The following is a 16,123-nucleotide window of genomic DNA, read 5'->3' on the forward strand; positions in this document are numbered from 1 at the left end:
AAATGCGAAACGCCCCACCGAACGGCGGGGCGTCTGCAAAACAGCCTGAAACAGGCTCTAACTCAGTAGCGGTAGTGCTCGGGCTTGAACGGCCCTTCCGGCGTCACGCCGATATAGGCCGCCTGCTCGGTCGAGAGCGTGGTCAGCTTGGCACCGACCCGATCGAGGTGCAGCCGCGCCACTTTCTCGTCGAGGTGCTTGGGCAGGATATAGACCTTGTTCTCGTACTGGTCGCCGTTCTTGTAGAGCTCGATCTGCGCCAGCACCTGGTTGGTGAAGGAGGCCGACATCACGAAGCTCGGATGACCGGTGGCATTGCCGAGGTTCAGCAGGCGGCCTTCCGACAGCAGGATGATCTTGTTGCCCGAGGGCATCTCGATCATGTCCACCTGGTCCTTGATGTTGGTCCACTTGTGGTTCTTCAGCGAGGCCACCTGGATCTCGTTGTCGAAGTGACCGATGTTGCCGACGATGGCCATGTTCTTCATCTCGCGCATGTGCTCGATGCGGATCACGTCCTTGTTGCCGGTGGTGGTGATGAAGATGTCGGCGTCGGCCACGACGTCCTCCAGAAGCACCACCTCGAAGCCGTCCATCGCCGCCTGCAGGGCGCAGATCGGGTCAGCCTCGGTCACTTTCACCCGCGCACCGGCACCGGCCAGCGAGGCGGCCGAGCCCTTGCCCACGTCGCCGTAGCCGCAGACCACGGCGACCTTGCCCGCCATCATCACGTCGGTGGCGCGGCGGATGCCGTCCACGAGGCTCTCGCGGCAGCCGTACTTGTTGTCGAACTTCGACTTGGTGACGCTGTCATTGACGTTGATCGCCGGGAAGGGCAGCTGGCCCTTCTTCTGCAGATCATACAGGCGATGCACGCCGGTGGTGGTCTCTTCCGAGACGCCCATGATCGCCTCGCGGGTCTTGGCGAACCAGCCCGGGCTCTGCTCCATGCGCTTCTTGATCTGCGCGTGGATCACCGCTTCCTCTTCCGAGGTCGCCACGCCCAGATCCTCGCCCGCCTCGGCGCGCGCGCCGAGCAGGATGTAGAGCGTCGCGTCGCCGCCGTCGTCGAGGATCATGTTCGCGCCCTCGGGGAACTGGAACGAGCGATCGAGGTAATCCCAGTGCTCTTCCAGCGTCTGCCCCTTCACGGCAAAGACCGGCGTGCCGCCCGCGGCGATCGCGGCGGCGGCGTGGTCCTGGGTCGAGAAGATGTTGCAAGAGGCCCAGCGCACGTCGGCGCCCAGCGCCTTCAGCGTCTCGATTAGCACCGCGGTCTGGATCGTCATGTGCAGCGAGCCGACGATCCGCGCGCCCTTCAGCGGCTGCGCCTCGCCGAACTCGGCGCGGCAGGCCATCAGGCCCGGCATCTCGGTTTCGGCGATGTCGAGTTCCTTGCGGCCAAAGTCGGCCAGCGAGATGTCCTTGACGATATAGTCTTCAGCCATGGTCCGGCGCTCCAATTCGAATATCGGGATTGCTGGGCTGGGTAGCATCCCTTGCTATGCCCCGCAACGTGGATCACAGTCTGGCCTAAACGGAAGCATAATCCGCCAAAGGCAGCCGCGGCATGGACCACACCCCTCCCAGCAACGCTTACGGGCGCTACTGCGTGCCCGCAGGGCTCGAGACGCGCCCCGCGGTGAAGGCCGTCCGGGCCGGCGGAATTTATGAACCTCAGACCATGGCCTTCATGCGCGCCCATGCGGGCGGCAGAGACATCGATCACGCCGGCACCTTCTTCGGCGACGTCCTGCCCGGCGTCGCAGCGGCGATGCTCGACTTCGTCATTCCGCGCGACCGGCAGGTGACGATCGTGCAACTCGACGTCGAGGGTCACGAGAAGCGCGCGCTCAAGAGCGCCTATCACCTCATCCACCGCTGCAGGCGGATCCTGATCCTCGAGAACCGCGGCAACAAGACCTGGATCCAGCGCAGGTTCCGCGGCCTCGGCCACTGGGTCCGCGGCAAGCTGCACGGCAATTTTGTCTACGCCACGGAAGACCTGGACCTCTGAAGATGCCTCCCAAACCCAAGCAACCCCGCGCCTGGCAGCGCATGCTCTCCGGCCGGCGCCTCGACCTGCTCGACCCCACACCGGTGGACATCGAGATCGAGGACATCGCCCACGGACTCGCCTTCGTCGCCCGCTGGAACGGCCAGACCCGGGGCGACTTCCCCTATTCCGTCGCCGAGCATTCGCTGCTGGTCGAGACGCTGTTCTGCCGTCTGTGCCCCAGTGCCAGTCCCGCCGAGAAACTCTTCGCGCTGCTGCATGACGCGCCCGAATACGTCATCGGCGACATGATCTCACCGGTCAAGGCGGCGGTCGGCCCGGGCTACTGCGAGCTCGACAAACGGCTGGCGGCGGCGATCCATATCCGCTTCGGCCTGCCCGCCACGCCCGGCATCCGTCTCAAGAAGCAGATCAAGAAGGCCGACAACGTCTCGGCCTGGATGGAAGCCACCCAGATCGCCGGCTTCTCCGAAACCGAAGCCTCGCGCTTCTTCAAGCGCCCCGACGCTACCCTTGTCGAAGGGCTCGACATCCACCTGCGTCCGCCGGTCGAGGTGCGCCGCGCCTATACCGCGCGCCACGCCGAGCTGCTGGCGCTGCTGTGAGCTGCGCTGGGATCTCCATCCGCCGTGCGGGCACGCTCGATGCGCGGCCGATGGCCGAGCTGCTCAACGAGATCATCGCGCAGGGCGGCACCACGGCGATGACACAGCCCGTCAGCGGAGAGGATCTGCGCCACTGGATGGGCACGCCGCGCGCCGTCTGGCACGTTGCAGAGGACGAGGCGGGCACGTTGCTTGGCTTCCAATGGGTCGAGCCGCACCCGCAACATGGTGACACCGTCGCGCAGATCGCAACTTTTGCGCGGGTCGGCCGCACCGGGCTCGGCATCGGTTCGGCGCTTTTCGAAGCCACCCGCGCCGCCTGCCGCGACGAAGCCTACGCCTGGATCAACGCCGAGATCCGCGCCGACAACGAGGGCGGGCTGATCTACTATCAGAGTCGCGGCTTCGAGGACTACGGCACGATCCGCGACTACCGGCTCGGCGATGGCGGCACCGTAGACAAGGTGCTCAAGCGCTACGACCTCTGAGCCCTGCCGGACAGACGGAAGCCGCGCCCTTGCGAAGCGCGGCCCCTGATTTCTCCTAGGCAGGCATACCGCCGCCGGAGGCTGCGCTTGCCCGGGCGCTGCCCCTCACTTCGGCGAGCGCTTCGCGAGGATGCGCTGCAAAGTCCGGCGGTGCATGTTGAGACGCCGCGCGGTTTCCGACACGTTGCGGTCGCAAAGCTCGTAGACCCGCTGAATGTGCTCCCAACGAACACGGTCGGCGCTCATGGGGTTCTCCGGCGGCGGCGGCAGGTCGTCGCCGCGCGACAGCAGGGCATTGGTGATGTCGGTGGCGTCGGCCGGCTTCGACAGATAGTCGGTGGCGCCGATCTTCACCGCGGCGACGGCGGTGGCGATGGCACCATAGCCGGTCAGCACGACGATGCGGCTGTCGGGGCGCCGCTCGCGGAGCACCTCGACCACGTCGAGCCCGTTGCCATCCTCAAGCCTCAGGTCGACCACGGCATAGGCCGGCGGACGCGCCTTGGCGATGGCAGTGCCGGCCGCGACCGACTCGGCAATCTCGACCTCGAAGCCGCGTTTTTCCATGGCCTTGGCCAGCCGCTTGAGGAAAGGCTCGTCGTCATCGACAAGCAGCAGCGAGCGATCGTCGCCCAGGTCGTCTTGTGTGAGTTCCGCCACGGAGGCCCCCGTCCTATGGACCGGCTTGAAGCGCCGTATGAGAAAATCTCTTATCCCGCCCGCGACATGCGGTCAAATCAAGCCGGCCCCATGCGATTGATGTAGCAGGTGGTACGCTCGGCCAGCTGCACCGGCGACACGTCGCGGCGGAAAAACTCGGCGAAGCCAAGGCCCGGCAGGACGAGGTAGGTAAAGGCCGAATGATCCACCGAGTAGAACTCGGGATCCTCGTCGTTCTTTTTGTAATAGGCGCGGTAGGCTTTCGCGGCCTGCGCGACCTGCGCCTCCGAGCCGGTCAGCCCGATCATCTTGTCGTGAATGTTCGCGGCATACTGCCCCATGACCTCGGGCGTGTCCCGCGCCGGATCGACCGAGATCATCATCGGCGTCGCCGAATAGCCGGCCTCGGCCAGCAGGTCGACCGCATCGGCGTTGCGGATATTGTCGAGCGGGCAGATGTCCGGGCAGAAGGTGTAGCCGAAATAAAGCAGCGTCGGCTCGGTGATCACATCGGCGTCGGTCACCGTCTCTCCCGAGGGGAGCACCAGCTCGAAGGGTCCGCCGATCGCCCCGGCCCCGCCAGCCACCACGCCTTCGCGGCAGTCGGCAAAGGGATCGTCCCCCCGGCCCCATTGGGTTGCCATCCAGATCCCGGCGGAAAGGGCGACGAGGCCGCCGGCGGCGACAATGGCGACAAGCGTGGCGGGTTTCATGGCGGGTTCCTTCCCGGGGATCGATCAGGCCGGCGCCGGGGCGAGGCGCATTGCAAATCCCCAACCCAAGCATGACACTCCCAGACCTAACGATTGCCCCCCGGGGCGCAAGCCAAGAAACCATGCGAAAGAAGACACCGGCATGAGCCCGACGGACCTGGTCCTGCCCTGGCAGGAAGAACGCAGCACCTTCATCCGGCTGCGCACGATGATCCTGCTGCGCTGGGTGGCCATCGTCGGCCAGATCGCCGCGCTTGTGGTGGCCCAATCGGTCTACGATCTGCAGCTGCCGCTCGGCCTGTGCTATCTCGCCGTCGGCATTTCGGTGATCGGCAACCTCGTCGCCAGCCTGATCTTCCCCGAGACCAAGCGCCTGTCGGAAGCCGAGAACTTCCTCATGGTGATGTTCGACCTCTTGCAGCTGTGCTTCCTGCTCTATCTCACCGGCGGGCTGCACAATCCCTTCTCTGTCATGGTGCTGGGGCCGGTGACCGTTTCGGCGGTGATGCTCTCGCTGCGCTCGACCATCGTGCTCAACGTCACTGCCTTCCTGCTGATCTCGGGCATGGTCTTTGCGCATGTGCCGCTGCACACGGTCGACGGGCAGGTGCTGCAGATTCCCGATCTCTTCGTCTTCGGCCAATGGGCGGCCATCGCCATCGCTCTGGTCTTCCTGTCGGTCTACGCCCGCCGGGTCACCACCGAGATGAACGCCATGTCAGATGCGCTCAACGCCACCCAGATGGCGCTGTCGCGGCAGCAGAAACTCAACGACCTGGGCGGCGTGGTGGCCGCGGCGGCGCATGAGCTGGGCACGCCTCTGGCAACCATCAAGCTGACCTCGGCCGAGCTCATCGAAGAGCTTGACGATCGCCCCGAACTGCAAGAGGACGCACGGCTGATCCGGACGCAGGCCGACCGCTGCCGCGACATCCTTCGCTCCATGGGCCGGGCGGGGAAGGACGATCTGCACCTGCGCACTGCCCCGCTCACCGAGGTGATCCGCGAGGCAGCCGAGCCGCACGAGAACCGCGGCAAGCACGTCAGCCTCGAGACGATCGGCGACACCGATCTGCCCATGCCGCAGATCCTGCGTCACCCAGAGGTGATCCACGGGCTGCGCAATCTCGTGCAGAATGCCGTCGATTTCGCCCGCAGCCGGGTCTGGATCGAGACCGGCTGGGATGCGCAAAGCGTCACCGTGCGGATCATCGACGACGGGCCGGGCTTCCCGCCGCATCTCATAGGCCGGATCGGCGATCCGATGATCCGCCGCCGCAAGACCGAGGCCGAACGCCGCGCCCGGCCCGAATACGAGGGCATGGGGCTGGGCCTTTTCATCGCCAAGACCTTGTTGGAGCGCTCCGGCGCCGAGTTGAGCTTCGCCAATGGCTCGGATCCGACCGCACCCGAGCCTCCGGGCACACGCCGGGGCGCGGTGGTCGAACTGGTCTGGCCGCGCGTGGCCATCGTCGCGCCCGAGACCGCGCCGGGCACCCCGCTCGGCGAGAATCCCGCCTTCGGCGCCTGACCTCACCCCTCTGCGCACCGCTCTTGATCGCTCGCTCAAAATTAACCGGCTATTAACCAGTAAGACCGTAATCTGGCCAAACGTCCAACGGAACGGAGGCCGGATTGGAGCTCACAATCGCGCTCGCCATCGGAGTCGGCGCTGGTATCGCGGCGTTTTTGGGAACCTACGGCTTGCGCTCGTCCCACGCATCGCCCGCCTCGGGGCGCGCGGACGAAAGCCCGAGTTGCCGCGACGACGAAACCGAAATTCTGATGATCGGCCAAAGGGTCGCCGACATTACCCGGGCAGCGCGAAACTTTCTCGAAACCGAGCCCGGCGACACGCCGGACTGGCCGTCGCTGCGGCCGCGGCTCGAGGTCTATTTCGGCCCGCTGCCCGAAACCCTGCCCGCCGAGCCAGCAAGCTTTTCCGCCGTCGGGGCATCCGGCGCCCGGCTGCTGGTCCGTCCAGAGGGCCCCGCGCTTCGGCTCTTGATCGAGGCCGAGCCCATGGCCGCGGGTGCGCGGCTCAAGCTGCAGTCCGAGTTGAACGAGCTGCCCCGCCTGCGCCGCGCCCTGGCCCTGGTGCCCTGCCCGATCTGGCAGACCGACGAGACGCAAAACGTGGTCTGGAGCAATGCCGCCTACGAAGACGCCTGCGCGCAGGTCGACGCTTCGCCCACTGGCCCCGCACCCTTCGATTTGGTCGCCCCCGACGGCAGCGACACGCGCCGCAGCCGGACCGCTCTTGGCGCGCGCGGCGAGGACAGCCGCTACTGGTACGAGGTGCAGTCCCATCGCAACCGCGACGGCTGGATGCATTTCGCCACGAATATCGACGCCATCATCCGGGCCGAGATAAACCAGCGCAGTTTCCTGCAGACCTTGACCCGTATCTTCGCGCATCTGCCCATCGGCCTCGCGGTCTTCGACCGCGATCACCGCCTGGTGCTGTTCAATCCCGCGCTGATCGACCTCACCGGCTTGCAAGCCGAATTCCTCAGCGCCCGCCCAAACGTCATGAGCGTCTTCGACTCGCTACGCGAAGGGCGCATGATGCCCGAGCCGAAAAACTACAAGGGTTGGCGCGAACACCTGACGGGGCTCATCGCCGCGGCCTCCTCCGATCTCTACATCGAGACATGGGAGCTGCCCGCGGGCCTGACCTACAGGATCACGGGGCGGCCGCATCCAGATGCCGGGATCGCCTTTCTGTTCGAGGACATCAGCTCCGAAATCACCCTCACCCGGCGCTTTCGGCAAGAGCTGGACCAGGCCCATTCGGTGCTCGACAGCCTCGAGGAGGCCGTGGCGGTCTTCTCACCCCAGGGGGTTCTCAGCTCCTGCAACGAAGCTTATCGCGGGCTCTGGGGCAGTGATCCCGACACCTGCGTGGCCGATCTGTCGGTGAGCGAGGCCACCGCCTCCTGGCAGGACGCCTGCGCCCCCAGCCCGATCTGGGGTGACATCCGCGACTTCGTGCTGAGCCTTGGCGACCGCGCCGCCTGGGAGGCGCCGCTGCTCTTGCGGGACGGCCGGCCGCTCATGTGCAAGGTCAGCCCGATGACCGGCGGCGCGACGCTCTTGCGCTTCAGTCACGATCCCCGGATGGCGAACGTCCCCGGCTGACACCCCGATGCCGCTTGCGCGTGCGGGCGGGGATTGTATCTTCCCGCCATGACGACGCGCGCCCTGTCCCTGCCCTCTCCAGACGCCACCGGTGCGCTGGCCGCCACGCTCGCCCCGCGCCTGCGCCCCGGCGACGTGCTGCTGCTGATCGGCGGCATCGGGGCGGGCAAGACCCATTTCGCCCGCTGCCTGATCCAGTCGCTGATGGACGAGCCCGAGGACGTGCCTTCGCCCACCTTCACGCTGGTGCAGGTCTACGACGTGCCCACGGGCGAGCTCTGGCACAGCGACCTCTACCGCCTCTCGGACCCTGACCAGGTGGTTGAGCTGGGGCTGACCGAGGCCTTCGACGAGGCGATCTGCCTGGTGGAATGGCCCGACCGGCTGCAGGACCTGACGCCCGCCGCCGCGCTGAGCCTCAGCTTCGAGGTCACCGGCGACGAGACCCGGCAGGTCACGCTCGACTGGCAGGACGCGCGCTGGGACAGCCGCCTGGAGGGGCTCTGGTGAAAGATTTTCTGCTCAATGCGGGCTGGGGCGATGCCGAGGCGCATCCGCTCGCCGGCGACGCCTCGTCGCGCCGCTATACCCGGCTGACCCGCGGCGCCGAGAGCGCCATCCTCATGGACGACCCCGAGGGCGACGTGGCGCTCTTTGCCCGGCTCGCACGGCACCTGCTGTCGATCGATCTCAGCGCCCCGCGGGTGCTGGCGGAAGCGCCGGGGAAGCTGCTTCTGGAAGACCTCGGCGACGGGCTCGTCGCGCGACTCTGCACCGATGCAGAGACCGAAAAGCGGCTCTATCTCGTGGCGACCGACGCGCTCATCGCCCTGCACCGCCACGCCCCGCCCGAGGACCTGCCGCTGGCCGACGCGGCGCACCTGTCGCGGATCACCGGCCTCGTCTTCGACGCCTATTGTCCCGGCAGCGGCGCACGCCACGACCCCGAGGCGCGAGACAGGGTCATCGCGGCGCTGCACGATCTGATCGCCGAGCACGCCCCCGAGACCGACGTGATGATCCTGCGCGACTATCACGCCGAGAACATCCTCTGGCTGCCCGAACGCGGAGGCGCCGCGCGCGCCGGTCTGCTCGACTTCCAGGATGCCCTCAAAGGCCCGCGCGCCTATGACTTGATCTCGTTGATCCGGGACGCCCGGCGGGATGTCTCCAAGGCGACTGCCGAGGGCTGCATCAGGCACTATCTCGCGGAAACCGGCGCCGAGGAGGCCCGTTTCCGCAGCGCGCTCGCCGTGCTCGGCGTGCAGCGCAGCCTGCGCATTCTCGGCATCTTCGCCTCGCTCGCCAAGACCCGCGACAAGCCGCAGTACATCGACCTGATTCCGCGCGTCTGGAACAACCTGCAGACCGACCTCGCCCATCCGGCTTTGACCGAGTTGCGCGCCCTGCTCGAGCCGGCCCTGCCCGCGCCCACGCCGCAGACCCTTGAAAGGCTGAAATCCTGATGCCCCACGCCGTGATGCTCTTTGCCGCGGGTTTCGGCACGCGCATGGGCGCGCTTACCGCCGACCGCCCCAAGCCGCTGATCGAAGTCGCCGGAAAGCCGCTGCTCGACCATGCGCTGGAACTGACGGCGGGCCTGCCCACGCGCGTCGTGAATGCCCATTACCGCGCCGAGCAGGTCGCCGCGCATCTCGACCGCAGCGGGGTCGTGGTCTCGGTCGAGCAGCCGCAGATCCTCGACACCGGCGGCGGGCTGCGCCACGCGCTGCCGCTCTTGGGGCCCGAGCCGGTCTACACGCTCAACACCGATGCCGTCTGGGCCGGGCCGAACCCGCTGCACCTGCTCGCCGAGGCCTGGGACCCCGCCCGCATGGACGCGCTGCTGCTCTGCGTGCCGCTGACCAATGCCGTGGGCCGCAAGGGCGCCGGAGACTTCACCCTCGAAGGCGATGGTCAACTGCGCTGGAAGGGTGATCAGGTCTACACCGGCGCACAGATCCTCAAGACCGAGCTTCTGGCCGAGATCCCCGACGACGCCTTCTCGCTGCGGCTGCTGTGGCAGCGGATGGGCGATCAGGGCCGCCTCTATGGGACCAGCTACCCCGGCCACTGGGCCGATGTCGGCCACCCCGAGGGGATCCTCCTCGCCGAAGAGATGCTGGCGCGCCATGTTTGAGCCCTCCGGCACGCCCCGCATCTTTGGCCTCGCCCCCGGCGTCGACTTCCCCGCCGCGCTGGTCGCGGGGCTGCGCGCGCGCATGGCGGGCCGCCCGCCCGAGGAAATGGCCAGGGTCGAGCTGATCCTCAACACCAGCCGCATGGCGCGGCGGGTGAAGGCGATCTTCGATACCGGCCCCGCAATCCTGCTGCCGCGCATCCGGCTGCTCACCGACATGGCCGACCCCGCCGCGCTGCGCGACCTGCCCGCGCCGGTGCCGCCGCTGCGCCGCAGGCTCGAACTCACCGGATTGGTGTCGAAACTGCTCTACGCCCAGCCCGACCTTGCCCCCCGCGCGGCGCTCTTCGATCTGGCCGACAGCCTCGCCACGCTGATGGACGAGATGCAGGACGAAGGCGTGTCGCCAGACCAGATCGCCGCGCTCGACGTCAGCGACGAGTCGGGCCACTGGCAGCGCGCGCTCAGCTTCCTCGGCATCGTGCAGCGCTACTTCGAGCAGGGCGAGGAAGCGCCGGACCGCACCGCCTTCCAGCGCCATGCGCTGGACGAGAAGCTGAAGAGCTGGGAGGCCGCACCGCCGACCCATCCGATCATCGTCGCCGGCTCCACCGGCTCGCGCGGCGGCGCCTACAAGCTGATGTGCGCGGTCTCGCGCCTGCCGCAGGGCGCGGTGGTGCTGCCCGGCTTCGACTTCGACACGCCCGGCCCGGTCTGGGGCGGCCTGAGCGACGCGCTCTCGGCCGAGGACCATCCGCAGTTTCGCTTCGCCAAGCTGCTGCTCGACCTCGCGCTCGACCCGATGCGCGTGCCGCATTGGCACGAACAGACACCGCCCAGCGCGGCGCGCAACCGGCTGGTCTCGCTCGCGTTGCGCCCGGCGCCGGTTACCGACCAGTGGCGCTCCGAAGGCGTGCATCTGCCCGATCTGACCGAAGCGACGGAAAAGCTGACGCTGGTCGAGGCCAACTCCAAGCGCGAAGAGGCGATGGCCATCGCCCTGCGCCTGCGGCAGGCGGCGCAGGACGGCACCACCGCGGCGCTGATCACCCCCGACCGGATGCTGACCCGGCAGGTGACCGCGGCGCTGGACCGCTGGGACATCGTGCCCGACGACAGCGCCGGCATCCCGCTGCAGCTGACCCCGCCGGGGCGGTTTCTGCGGCAGGTGGCGGCGCTATTCCAGCGCGATCTGACCGCCGAGAGCCTGCTGTCGCTGCTCAAGCACCCGCTGACCCACAGCGGCTCGGAGCGGAACAACCACCTGCGCGCCACCCGCGAACTGGAACTGCACATCCGCAAGAAGAGCTGGCCCTTCCCGCAAGCCGAGCTGATCGAGGCGTGGGGCGAGGCCGCCGGTTTCCCCGACTGGGCGACCTGGGTCGCCGAGACGTTCTGCCAGCCACCGCTATACGGCACGCGCGCGTTGAGCGACTGGCTGATGATTCACGTGGAACGGGCTGAGGCCATCGCCGCCGGTCCCGAGATGGGCGAGTCGGAGCTCTGGAAGGAAGGCGCGGGGCGCAAGGCAAGGCAGGTGGTGACCGAGCTCGAGGGCGAGGCCAGCCACGGCACCGACCTCGACGCGCGCGATTACGCCGACCTTTTCGGCGCGATCCTTGCCAAGGGTGAGGTGCGCGATCGCGACGCGCCGCACCCGCATATCCTGATCTGGGGCACACTCGAGGCCCGCGTCATGGGCGCCGAGCTGCTGATCCTCGGCGGGCTGAACGAGGGCAGCTGGCCGGAGATCCCCGGTGCAGATCCGTGGCTGAACCGCAGGATGCGCCACAAGGCGGGACTGCGCCTGCCCGAGCGCAATATCGGCCTTGCCGCGCATGACTTCCAGCAGGCGGTCGCCGCCGAAGAGGTCTGGCTCACCCGCGCGCTGAAGTCCGACGACGCCGAGACGGTTCCCGCGCGCTGGGTGAACCGACTGATGAACCTGATGAACGGCCTGCCCGCGAAGCAGGGGCCCGAGGCGCTGAAGGCGATGCAGGCGCGCGGCCGTCACTGGCTGGCGCTGGCGCGGCAGGTTGAGGCCCCGATCAAGGCGCCCTCTGCCGCCCGTCCTTCGCCGGTGCCGCCCGTCGCGGCGCGGCCGAGGCAGCTCTCGGTCACCGAGATCAAGACGCTGATCCGCGACCCCTATGCCATCTACGCCAAGCGCGTGCTGCGGCTGCGCCCGCTCAACCCGCTGCAACGCGCCCCGGATGCGCTGCTGCGCGGCATCCTCATCCACCGTGTGTTCGAGAAATTTGTGCGCGAAACCGTCTCTGATCCGGGGCTTTTGACCCCCGAGGCCCTGCGCGCCAAGGCGGCCGAGGTGATCGGCGATCCCGAGGTGCTGCCCTTCCCGGTGACCCGCCACGTCTGGCAATCGCGCATCGCCCGCATCGCCGACTGGTTCACCCGGACCGAGTCTGAACGGCAAAGTCTGGCCCGCCCCGTGCATTTCGAAACCAGCGGCTCCAGCGACATTGCCGCGCTCGGCTTTACCCTCAAGGGCACCGCCGACCGGATCGACATCGACGAGAAGGGCAATGCGCACCTCTACGACTACAAGACCGGCGCTGCCCCCACTGCCAAGCAGCAAAAGAATTTCGACAAGCAGCTGCTGCTCGAGGCGGCGATGGTCGAACGCGGCGCCTTTCCGAACCTGCACCCGCGCCATGCCGCGCGCGCCGTCTTCGTCTCGGTCTCGACAAACCCTGCCGAGGTCGAGGCCCCGCTCGACGAGGTGCCGCCTGCCAAGGTCTGGAGCCAGTTCGAGACCCTGATGACCCGCTGGTTCGAGCCGGAGCGCGGCTATACCGCCCGCGCCGCCATGCTCAGCGAGACCGATTTTTCCGACTACGATCATCTCTCGCGCTTCGGCGAATGGGACGTGATCGACGCCGCCGAACGGGAGACGCTGGAATGAGCCGCAACGAGGCCAGCGAAAAGCAGGTCGAAGCCGCCCGCCCGGATACCTCCACATGGCTTGCCGCCAACGCCGGTTCGGGCAAGACCCGCGTGCTGACCGACCGGGTGGCGCGGCTGCTGCTCGACGAGGTGCTGCCCGAGCATATCCTGTGCCTGACCTACACCAAGGCCGCCGCCACCGAGATGCAGAACAGGCTGTTCAAGCGACTCGGCGCCTGGTCGATGCTCGACGACGACCAGCTCATCGCCGAACTGCGCCAGCTCGGCCTTGATGGCGCGCTGCCGCCCGCGCGGCTGCGGCAGGCGCGCACGCTCTTTGCCCGCGCCATCGAGACCCCCGGCGGCCTGCGCATCCAGACCATCCACTCGTTCTGTGCGAGCCTGTTGCGGCGCTTTCCGCTCGAAGCCGGGGTGTCGCCACAGTTCACCGAGATGGAGGACCGCTCCGCCGAAATGCTGCGCGCCGAGGTGCTCGAACGCATGGCCGAGGGGCGCGACGCCTGGCTGGTCGAGGCCATGGCCCCCTTCCTCGGCGAACAGCCCGAGGCGCTTTTGGCCGAACTTTGCGGGCGCAAGGCGGCCTTCCTGCCACCGCGCAGCCCCGAGGACATCCGCGCGCTCTATGGGTTGCCCGGCGACATGGACGAGGACGCGGTTCTGGCCGAGGTCTTCCTCGGCAGCGAGAGCGATCTCATAGCCCGGGTGATCCCGGTGCTGCAGGCTGGCAAGAGCACCGATCAGGGCGCCGCGAAGAAGCTCGCGCGCTTCACCGGGCCGGACATGGCCGGGATGCTCGCGCTCGAGGACGCGCTGCTCACCCAGAAGGGCACGATCAGCAGCCGCGTGCCGACCAAGGACAGCAAGCAGGCGCTCGGCCCCGATGCGCCCCGCCTCGAGCAACTGGCGCAGCGGGTGGAATCGGCCCGCGAGAGCCGCCTCGCCGTCGAGGCGGTGAAGCGCGAGATCACCCTGCACCGCTTCGCGCAGGTCTTCCTGCCCGCCTACGAGGCCGAGAAGATGCGCCGCGGCTGGCTCGATTTCGACGATCTGGTGGTGCGCGCCCGCGACCTTCTGGCCGACGACCGTGTCGCCGACTGGGTGCTCTACCGGCTCGATGGCGGCATCGATCATATCCTTGTCGACGAGGCGCAGGACACCAGCCCGGTGCAATGGCAGGTGATCGAGCGGCTGGCGCGCGAGTTCACCTCGGGCGAAGGCGCCCGCGGCGATGTGCGGCGGACGATCTTCGTCGTCGGCGACAAGAAGCAGTCGATCTATTCCTTCCAGGGCGCCGACCCGCGCGAGTTCGACCGCATGTGCGACGACTTCGCCGACCGCCTGCAGGCCACCGACGCGCCGCTCAGCCGCATGATGCTGGAATATTCCTTCCGCTCCGCCGGGCCGGTGCTGCAGCTGGTGGATGCCACCTTCGAGGGCCGCGAGGAATCGGGCTTTTCCCCGGAACAGAGACACAAGGCGTTCAAATCCGAGATGCCCGGGAGGGTCGATCTCTGGCCGCACATCGAGCCTGCCAAGGAAGAAGAGGAAGACGCCGAGTGGTACGAGCCCGTCGACCGCATCGGCGCGCAGCACCATACCGTGCGGCTGGCCAACCGCATCGCCGGCTTCATTGCCGAGACCATCGGGAAACCGCTGCCCGTCGAGATCGGCTTTAGCGGCCAGTACAAGGCCCGCCCCGCCCATGCCGGCGACTTCCTGATCCTCGTGCGGCGGCGCGGCACGCTCTTCACCGAGATCATCCGTGCCATCAAGGCCCGCGGCCTGCCCATCGCCGGGGCGGACCGGCTGAAGGTCATGTCGGAGCTGGCGGTGAAGGACATCGGCGCGCTGCTGGCCTTCCTTGCGACGCCCGAGGATGACCTGTCACTCGCCACCGCGCTGCGCTCGCCGCTCTTCGGGCTGACGGAAAAGGCGCTCTTCGATCTGGCACATCCCCGCAAGCCCGGCAGCTATCTCTGGGTTGCCCTGCGCGAGCGGCGCGAGGAGTTTCCCGCCGTGCTGCAGGTGATGGACGACCTGCTGAACCGAACCGACTTCCTGCGCCCCTACGACCTGATCGAGCGCATTCTGACCCGTCACCGCGGCCGCCAGAAGCTGCTCGGGCGCTTGGGCGAAGAGGCCGAGGACGGCATCAACGCGCTGCTACAGCAGGCGCTTGCCTACGAGCAGAGCACCGTGCCCTCGCTCACCGGCTTTCTCGAGTGGATGCAGTCCGACGATCTGGAAATCAAGCGCGCCCCAGACAGCGCCGGGGCCCGCATCCGGGTGATGACGGTGCATGGCTCCAAGGGTCTGGAAGCGCCGATCGTCATCCTGCCCGACTGTGCCCAGCCCACCAAGACCATCCGCGAACGCCTGCTGCCCGCGGGCGACGGCGAGACCGCTGGCATGGTCTGGCAGTCGAGCGCCGCAGCGCAGCCACAGGTTCAGTCCGAGGCACTGGAGCGCGCCAAGGCCGCCGCCGAGCGCGAGCGCGACCGGCTGCTCTACGTCGCCCTCACCCGCGCCGAGAAATGGCTGGTGGTCGCCGCCGCGGGCAATCTCGGCAAGGACGGCAGCGCCTGGTTCGACCAGGTGCAGAAAGGCATGGAACGCGCCGGGGCCGAGACGGTCGGCTACGATTTCGGAAGGTGGGGCTCGGGCGAGGGCCTGCGGCTTGGTCAGGCCGACTGGTCTCACCTGCCCTTTGAGCAGGTCAGCGTGCAGACGCCGGTGCTGCCCGAACTGGAGCCGCACCTGCTGACCCCCGCGCCCCTGCCTGCCCCGCTGCCCGAGAGCCGCTCGCCCTCGGATCTCGGCGGCGCCAAGGCGCTTTCGGGGATCGACGGGCTCGACGAGGACGAAGCCAAACTGCGCGGCACGGTGCTGCACCTGCTGCTGGAGCATCTCGCGCCGCTCCCCGCCGCCGCGCGCGCCAAGGCGGTCCCGCATGTGCTGACCCTCGCCGAGGATCTGCCCGCGGAAACAGAGACCATCGTCATCGAGGCGCTTTCGGTGCTCGGCGCCCCGGCTCTGGCGCCGGTCTTTGCCGGGAACGCCCTCGCCGAAGTGCCGATTTCCGCCGAGATAGAGCCTGTCGGGCGCATCCACGGGGTCATCGACCGGCTGCTGGTCACGCCCGACAAGATCATTGCACTCGACTTCAAATCCAACCGAACCGTGCCCCGCTCCGCCGCCGAGGTGCCCGAGGGTCTGCTGCGCCAGATGGGGGCCTATGCCGCCGCCCTGACGCAGGTTTTCCCGGGGCGCATCATCGAAACCGGCCTCGTCTGGACCGCCACGCAGGAACTGATGGTCCTGCCACACGATCTGGTGTCTGCGGCTCTTTCGAGAACTAGCCCAACTTGACGACTCCCCGGGCGGTGCCTACCTTCGCCAACCGAACACCGGGTGCGCCGCTGCCGCGCGCCCTG

General features: G+C 68.0%; 13 protein-coding genes. 10 read left to right on the top strand and 3 right to left on the bottom strand.

Features of this window, described 5'->3' with window-relative positions:
* Positions 1-62: 62 nt before the first annotated feature.
* Entirely contained in the window at positions 63-1,448 is a 1,386-nt protein-coding gene (ahcY, locus tag CEW88_RS00310; RefSeq protein WP_108964171.1) for an adenosylhomocysteinase, read from the bottom strand.
* Positions 1,449-1,570: 122 nt separating this feature from the next.
* On the opposite strand from ahcY, the gene CEW88_RS00315 reads away from it, so the two are divergent.
* Genes CEW88_RS00315 through CEW88_RS00325 form a run of 3 tightly spaced genes read left to right on the top strand, consistent with a single transcriptional unit; the run spans position 1,571 to position 3,110 of the window.
* A complete protein-coding gene (locus CEW88_RS00315) occupies positions 1,571-2,017 on the top strand; it encodes a hypothetical protein (protein ID WP_108964172.1) in 447 nt (148 codons plus the stop codon).
* Positions 2,018-2,019: 2 nt separating this feature from the next.
* Complete coding sequence (locus tag CEW88_RS00320) at positions 2,020-2,622, top strand: HD domain-containing protein (RefSeq protein ID WP_108964173.1); 603 nt, start codon at positions 2,020-2,022, stop codon at positions 2,620-2,622.
* A gap of 50 nt (positions 2,623-2,672) precedes the next feature.
* The gene (locus tag CEW88_RS00325) at positions 2,673-3,110 is read left to right on the top strand and encodes a GNAT family N-acetyltransferase (RefSeq protein ID WP_108964174.1); all 438 of its coding nucleotides are present in this window, start codon (positions 2,673-2,675) and stop codon (positions 3,108-3,110) included.
* 105 nt (positions 3,111-3,215) lie between these two features.
* On the opposite strand, the gene CEW88_RS00330 is transcribed toward CEW88_RS00325, so the two are convergent.
* Positions 3,216-3,770, bottom strand: a complete 555-nt coding sequence (locus tag CEW88_RS00330) for an ActR/PrrA/RegA family redox response regulator transcription factor (protein WP_108964175.1) — start codon at positions 3,768-3,770, stop codon at positions 3,216-3,218.
* 77 nt (positions 3,771-3,847) lie between these two features.
* Positions 3,848-4,483 (bottom strand): SCO family protein, encoded by a 636-nt coding sequence (locus CEW88_RS00335; protein WP_108964176.1) that lies wholly within the window; start codon positions 4,481-4,483, stop codon positions 3,848-3,850.
* A gap of 142 nt (positions 4,484-4,625) precedes the next feature.
* Between CEW88_RS00335 and regB the strand changes: the two genes are divergently transcribed.
* The 7 genes from regB to addA all read left to right on the top strand — a co-directional run bounded on the left by regB (position 4,626) and on the right by addA (position 16,058).
* Positions 4,626-6,014: a sensor histidine kinase RegB gene (regB, locus tag CEW88_RS00340; protein WP_108964177.1), complete on the top strand. Its 1,389-nt coding sequence runs from the start codon at positions 4,626-4,628 to the stop codon at positions 6,012-6,014.
* 104 nt (positions 6,015-6,118) lie between these two features.
* On the top strand, positions 6,119-7,624 hold the full coding sequence (locus CEW88_RS00345; RefSeq protein WP_108964178.1) for a PAS-domain containing protein: 1,506 nt from the start codon (positions 6,119-6,121) through the stop codon (positions 7,622-7,624).
* A 48-nt stretch (positions 7,625-7,672) separates the two neighbouring features.
* On the top strand, positions 7,673-8,134 hold the full coding sequence (gene tsaE, locus CEW88_RS00350; RefSeq protein WP_108964179.1) for a tRNA (adenosine(37)-N6)-threonylcarbamoyltransferase complex ATPase subunit type 1 TsaE: 462 nt from the start codon (positions 7,673-7,675) through the stop codon (positions 8,132-8,134).
* Positions 8,131-9,090 carry an aminoglycoside phosphotransferase family protein gene (locus CEW88_RS00355; RefSeq protein WP_438839467.1) on the top strand — a complete coding sequence of 320 codons (960 nt, stop codon included), beginning with the start codon at positions 8,131-8,133 and terminating at the stop codon, positions 9,088-9,090. The genes tsaE and CEW88_RS00355 overlap by 4 nt, the downstream gene beginning before the upstream one ends.
* Positions 9,090-9,764 (top strand): nucleotidyltransferase family protein, encoded by a 675-nt coding sequence (locus CEW88_RS00360; RefSeq protein ID WP_108964180.1) that lies wholly within the window; start codon positions 9,090-9,092, stop codon positions 9,762-9,764. The genes CEW88_RS00355 and CEW88_RS00360 overlap by 1 nt, the downstream gene beginning before the upstream one ends.
* Positions 9,757-12,687 (top strand): double-strand break repair protein AddB, encoded by a 2,931-nt coding sequence (addB, locus tag CEW88_RS00365; protein ID WP_108964181.1) that lies wholly within the window; start codon positions 9,757-9,759, stop codon positions 12,685-12,687. Before CEW88_RS00360 ends, addB begins: the two co-directional genes overlap by 8 nt.
* Complete coding sequence (gene addA / locus CEW88_RS00370) at positions 12,684-16,058, top strand: double-strand break repair helicase AddA (RefSeq protein ID WP_108964182.1); 3,375 nt, start codon at positions 12,684-12,686, stop codon at positions 16,056-16,058. The genes addB and addA overlap by 4 nt, the downstream gene beginning before the upstream one ends.
* Positions 16,059-16,123 lie beyond the last annotated feature (65 nt).

Origin of the sequence: Alloyangia pacifica, assembly GCF_003111685.1 — a bacterium.
Classification (GTDB): Bacteria; Pseudomonadota; Alphaproteobacteria; order Rhodobacterales; family Rhodobacteraceae; genus Salipiger; species Salipiger pacificus_A.

What these genes read in the sequence shown, in the direction of transcription:
- CEW88_RS00320 (WP_108964173.1), top strand. Translation starts at nt 2,020, where the DNA reads ATGCCTCCCAAACCCAAGCAACCCCGCGCCTGGCAGCGCATGCTCTCC.
- CEW88_RS00315 (WP_108964172.1), top strand. Translation starts at nt 1,571, where the DNA reads ATGGACCACACCCCTCCCAGCAACGCTTACGGGCGCTACTGCGTGCCC.
- CEW88_RS00335 (WP_108964176.1), bottom strand. Translation starts at nt 4,483, where the DNA reads ATGAAACCCGCCACGCTTGTCGCCATTGTCGCCGCCGGCGGCCTCGTC.
- tsaE (WP_108964179.1), top strand. Translation starts at nt 7,673, where the DNA reads ATGACGACGCGCGCCCTGTCCCTGCCCTCTCCAGACGCCACCGGTGCG.
- CEW88_RS00360 (WP_108964180.1), top strand. Translation starts at nt 9,090, where the DNA reads ATGCCCCACGCCGTGATGCTCTTTGCCGCGGGTTTCGGCACGCGCATG.
- ahcY (WP_108964171.1), bottom strand. Translation starts at nt 1,448, where the DNA reads ATGGCTGAAGACTATATCGTCAAGGACATCTCGCTGGCCGACTTTGGC.
- addB (WP_108964181.1), top strand. Translation starts at nt 9,757, where the DNA reads ATGTTTGAGCCCTCCGGCACGCCCCGCATCTTTGGCCTCGCCCCCGGC.
- addA (WP_108964182.1), top strand. Translation starts at nt 12,684, where the DNA reads ATGAGCCGCAACGAGGCCAGCGAAAAGCAGGTCGAAGCCGCCCGCCCG.
- CEW88_RS00325 (WP_108964174.1), top strand. Translation starts at nt 2,673, where the DNA reads ATGGCCGAGCTGCTCAACGAGATCATCGCGCAGGGCGGCACCACGGCG.
- regB (WP_108964177.1), top strand. Translation starts at nt 4,626, where the DNA reads ATGAGCCCGACGGACCTGGTCCTGCCCTGGCAGGAAGAACGCAGCACC.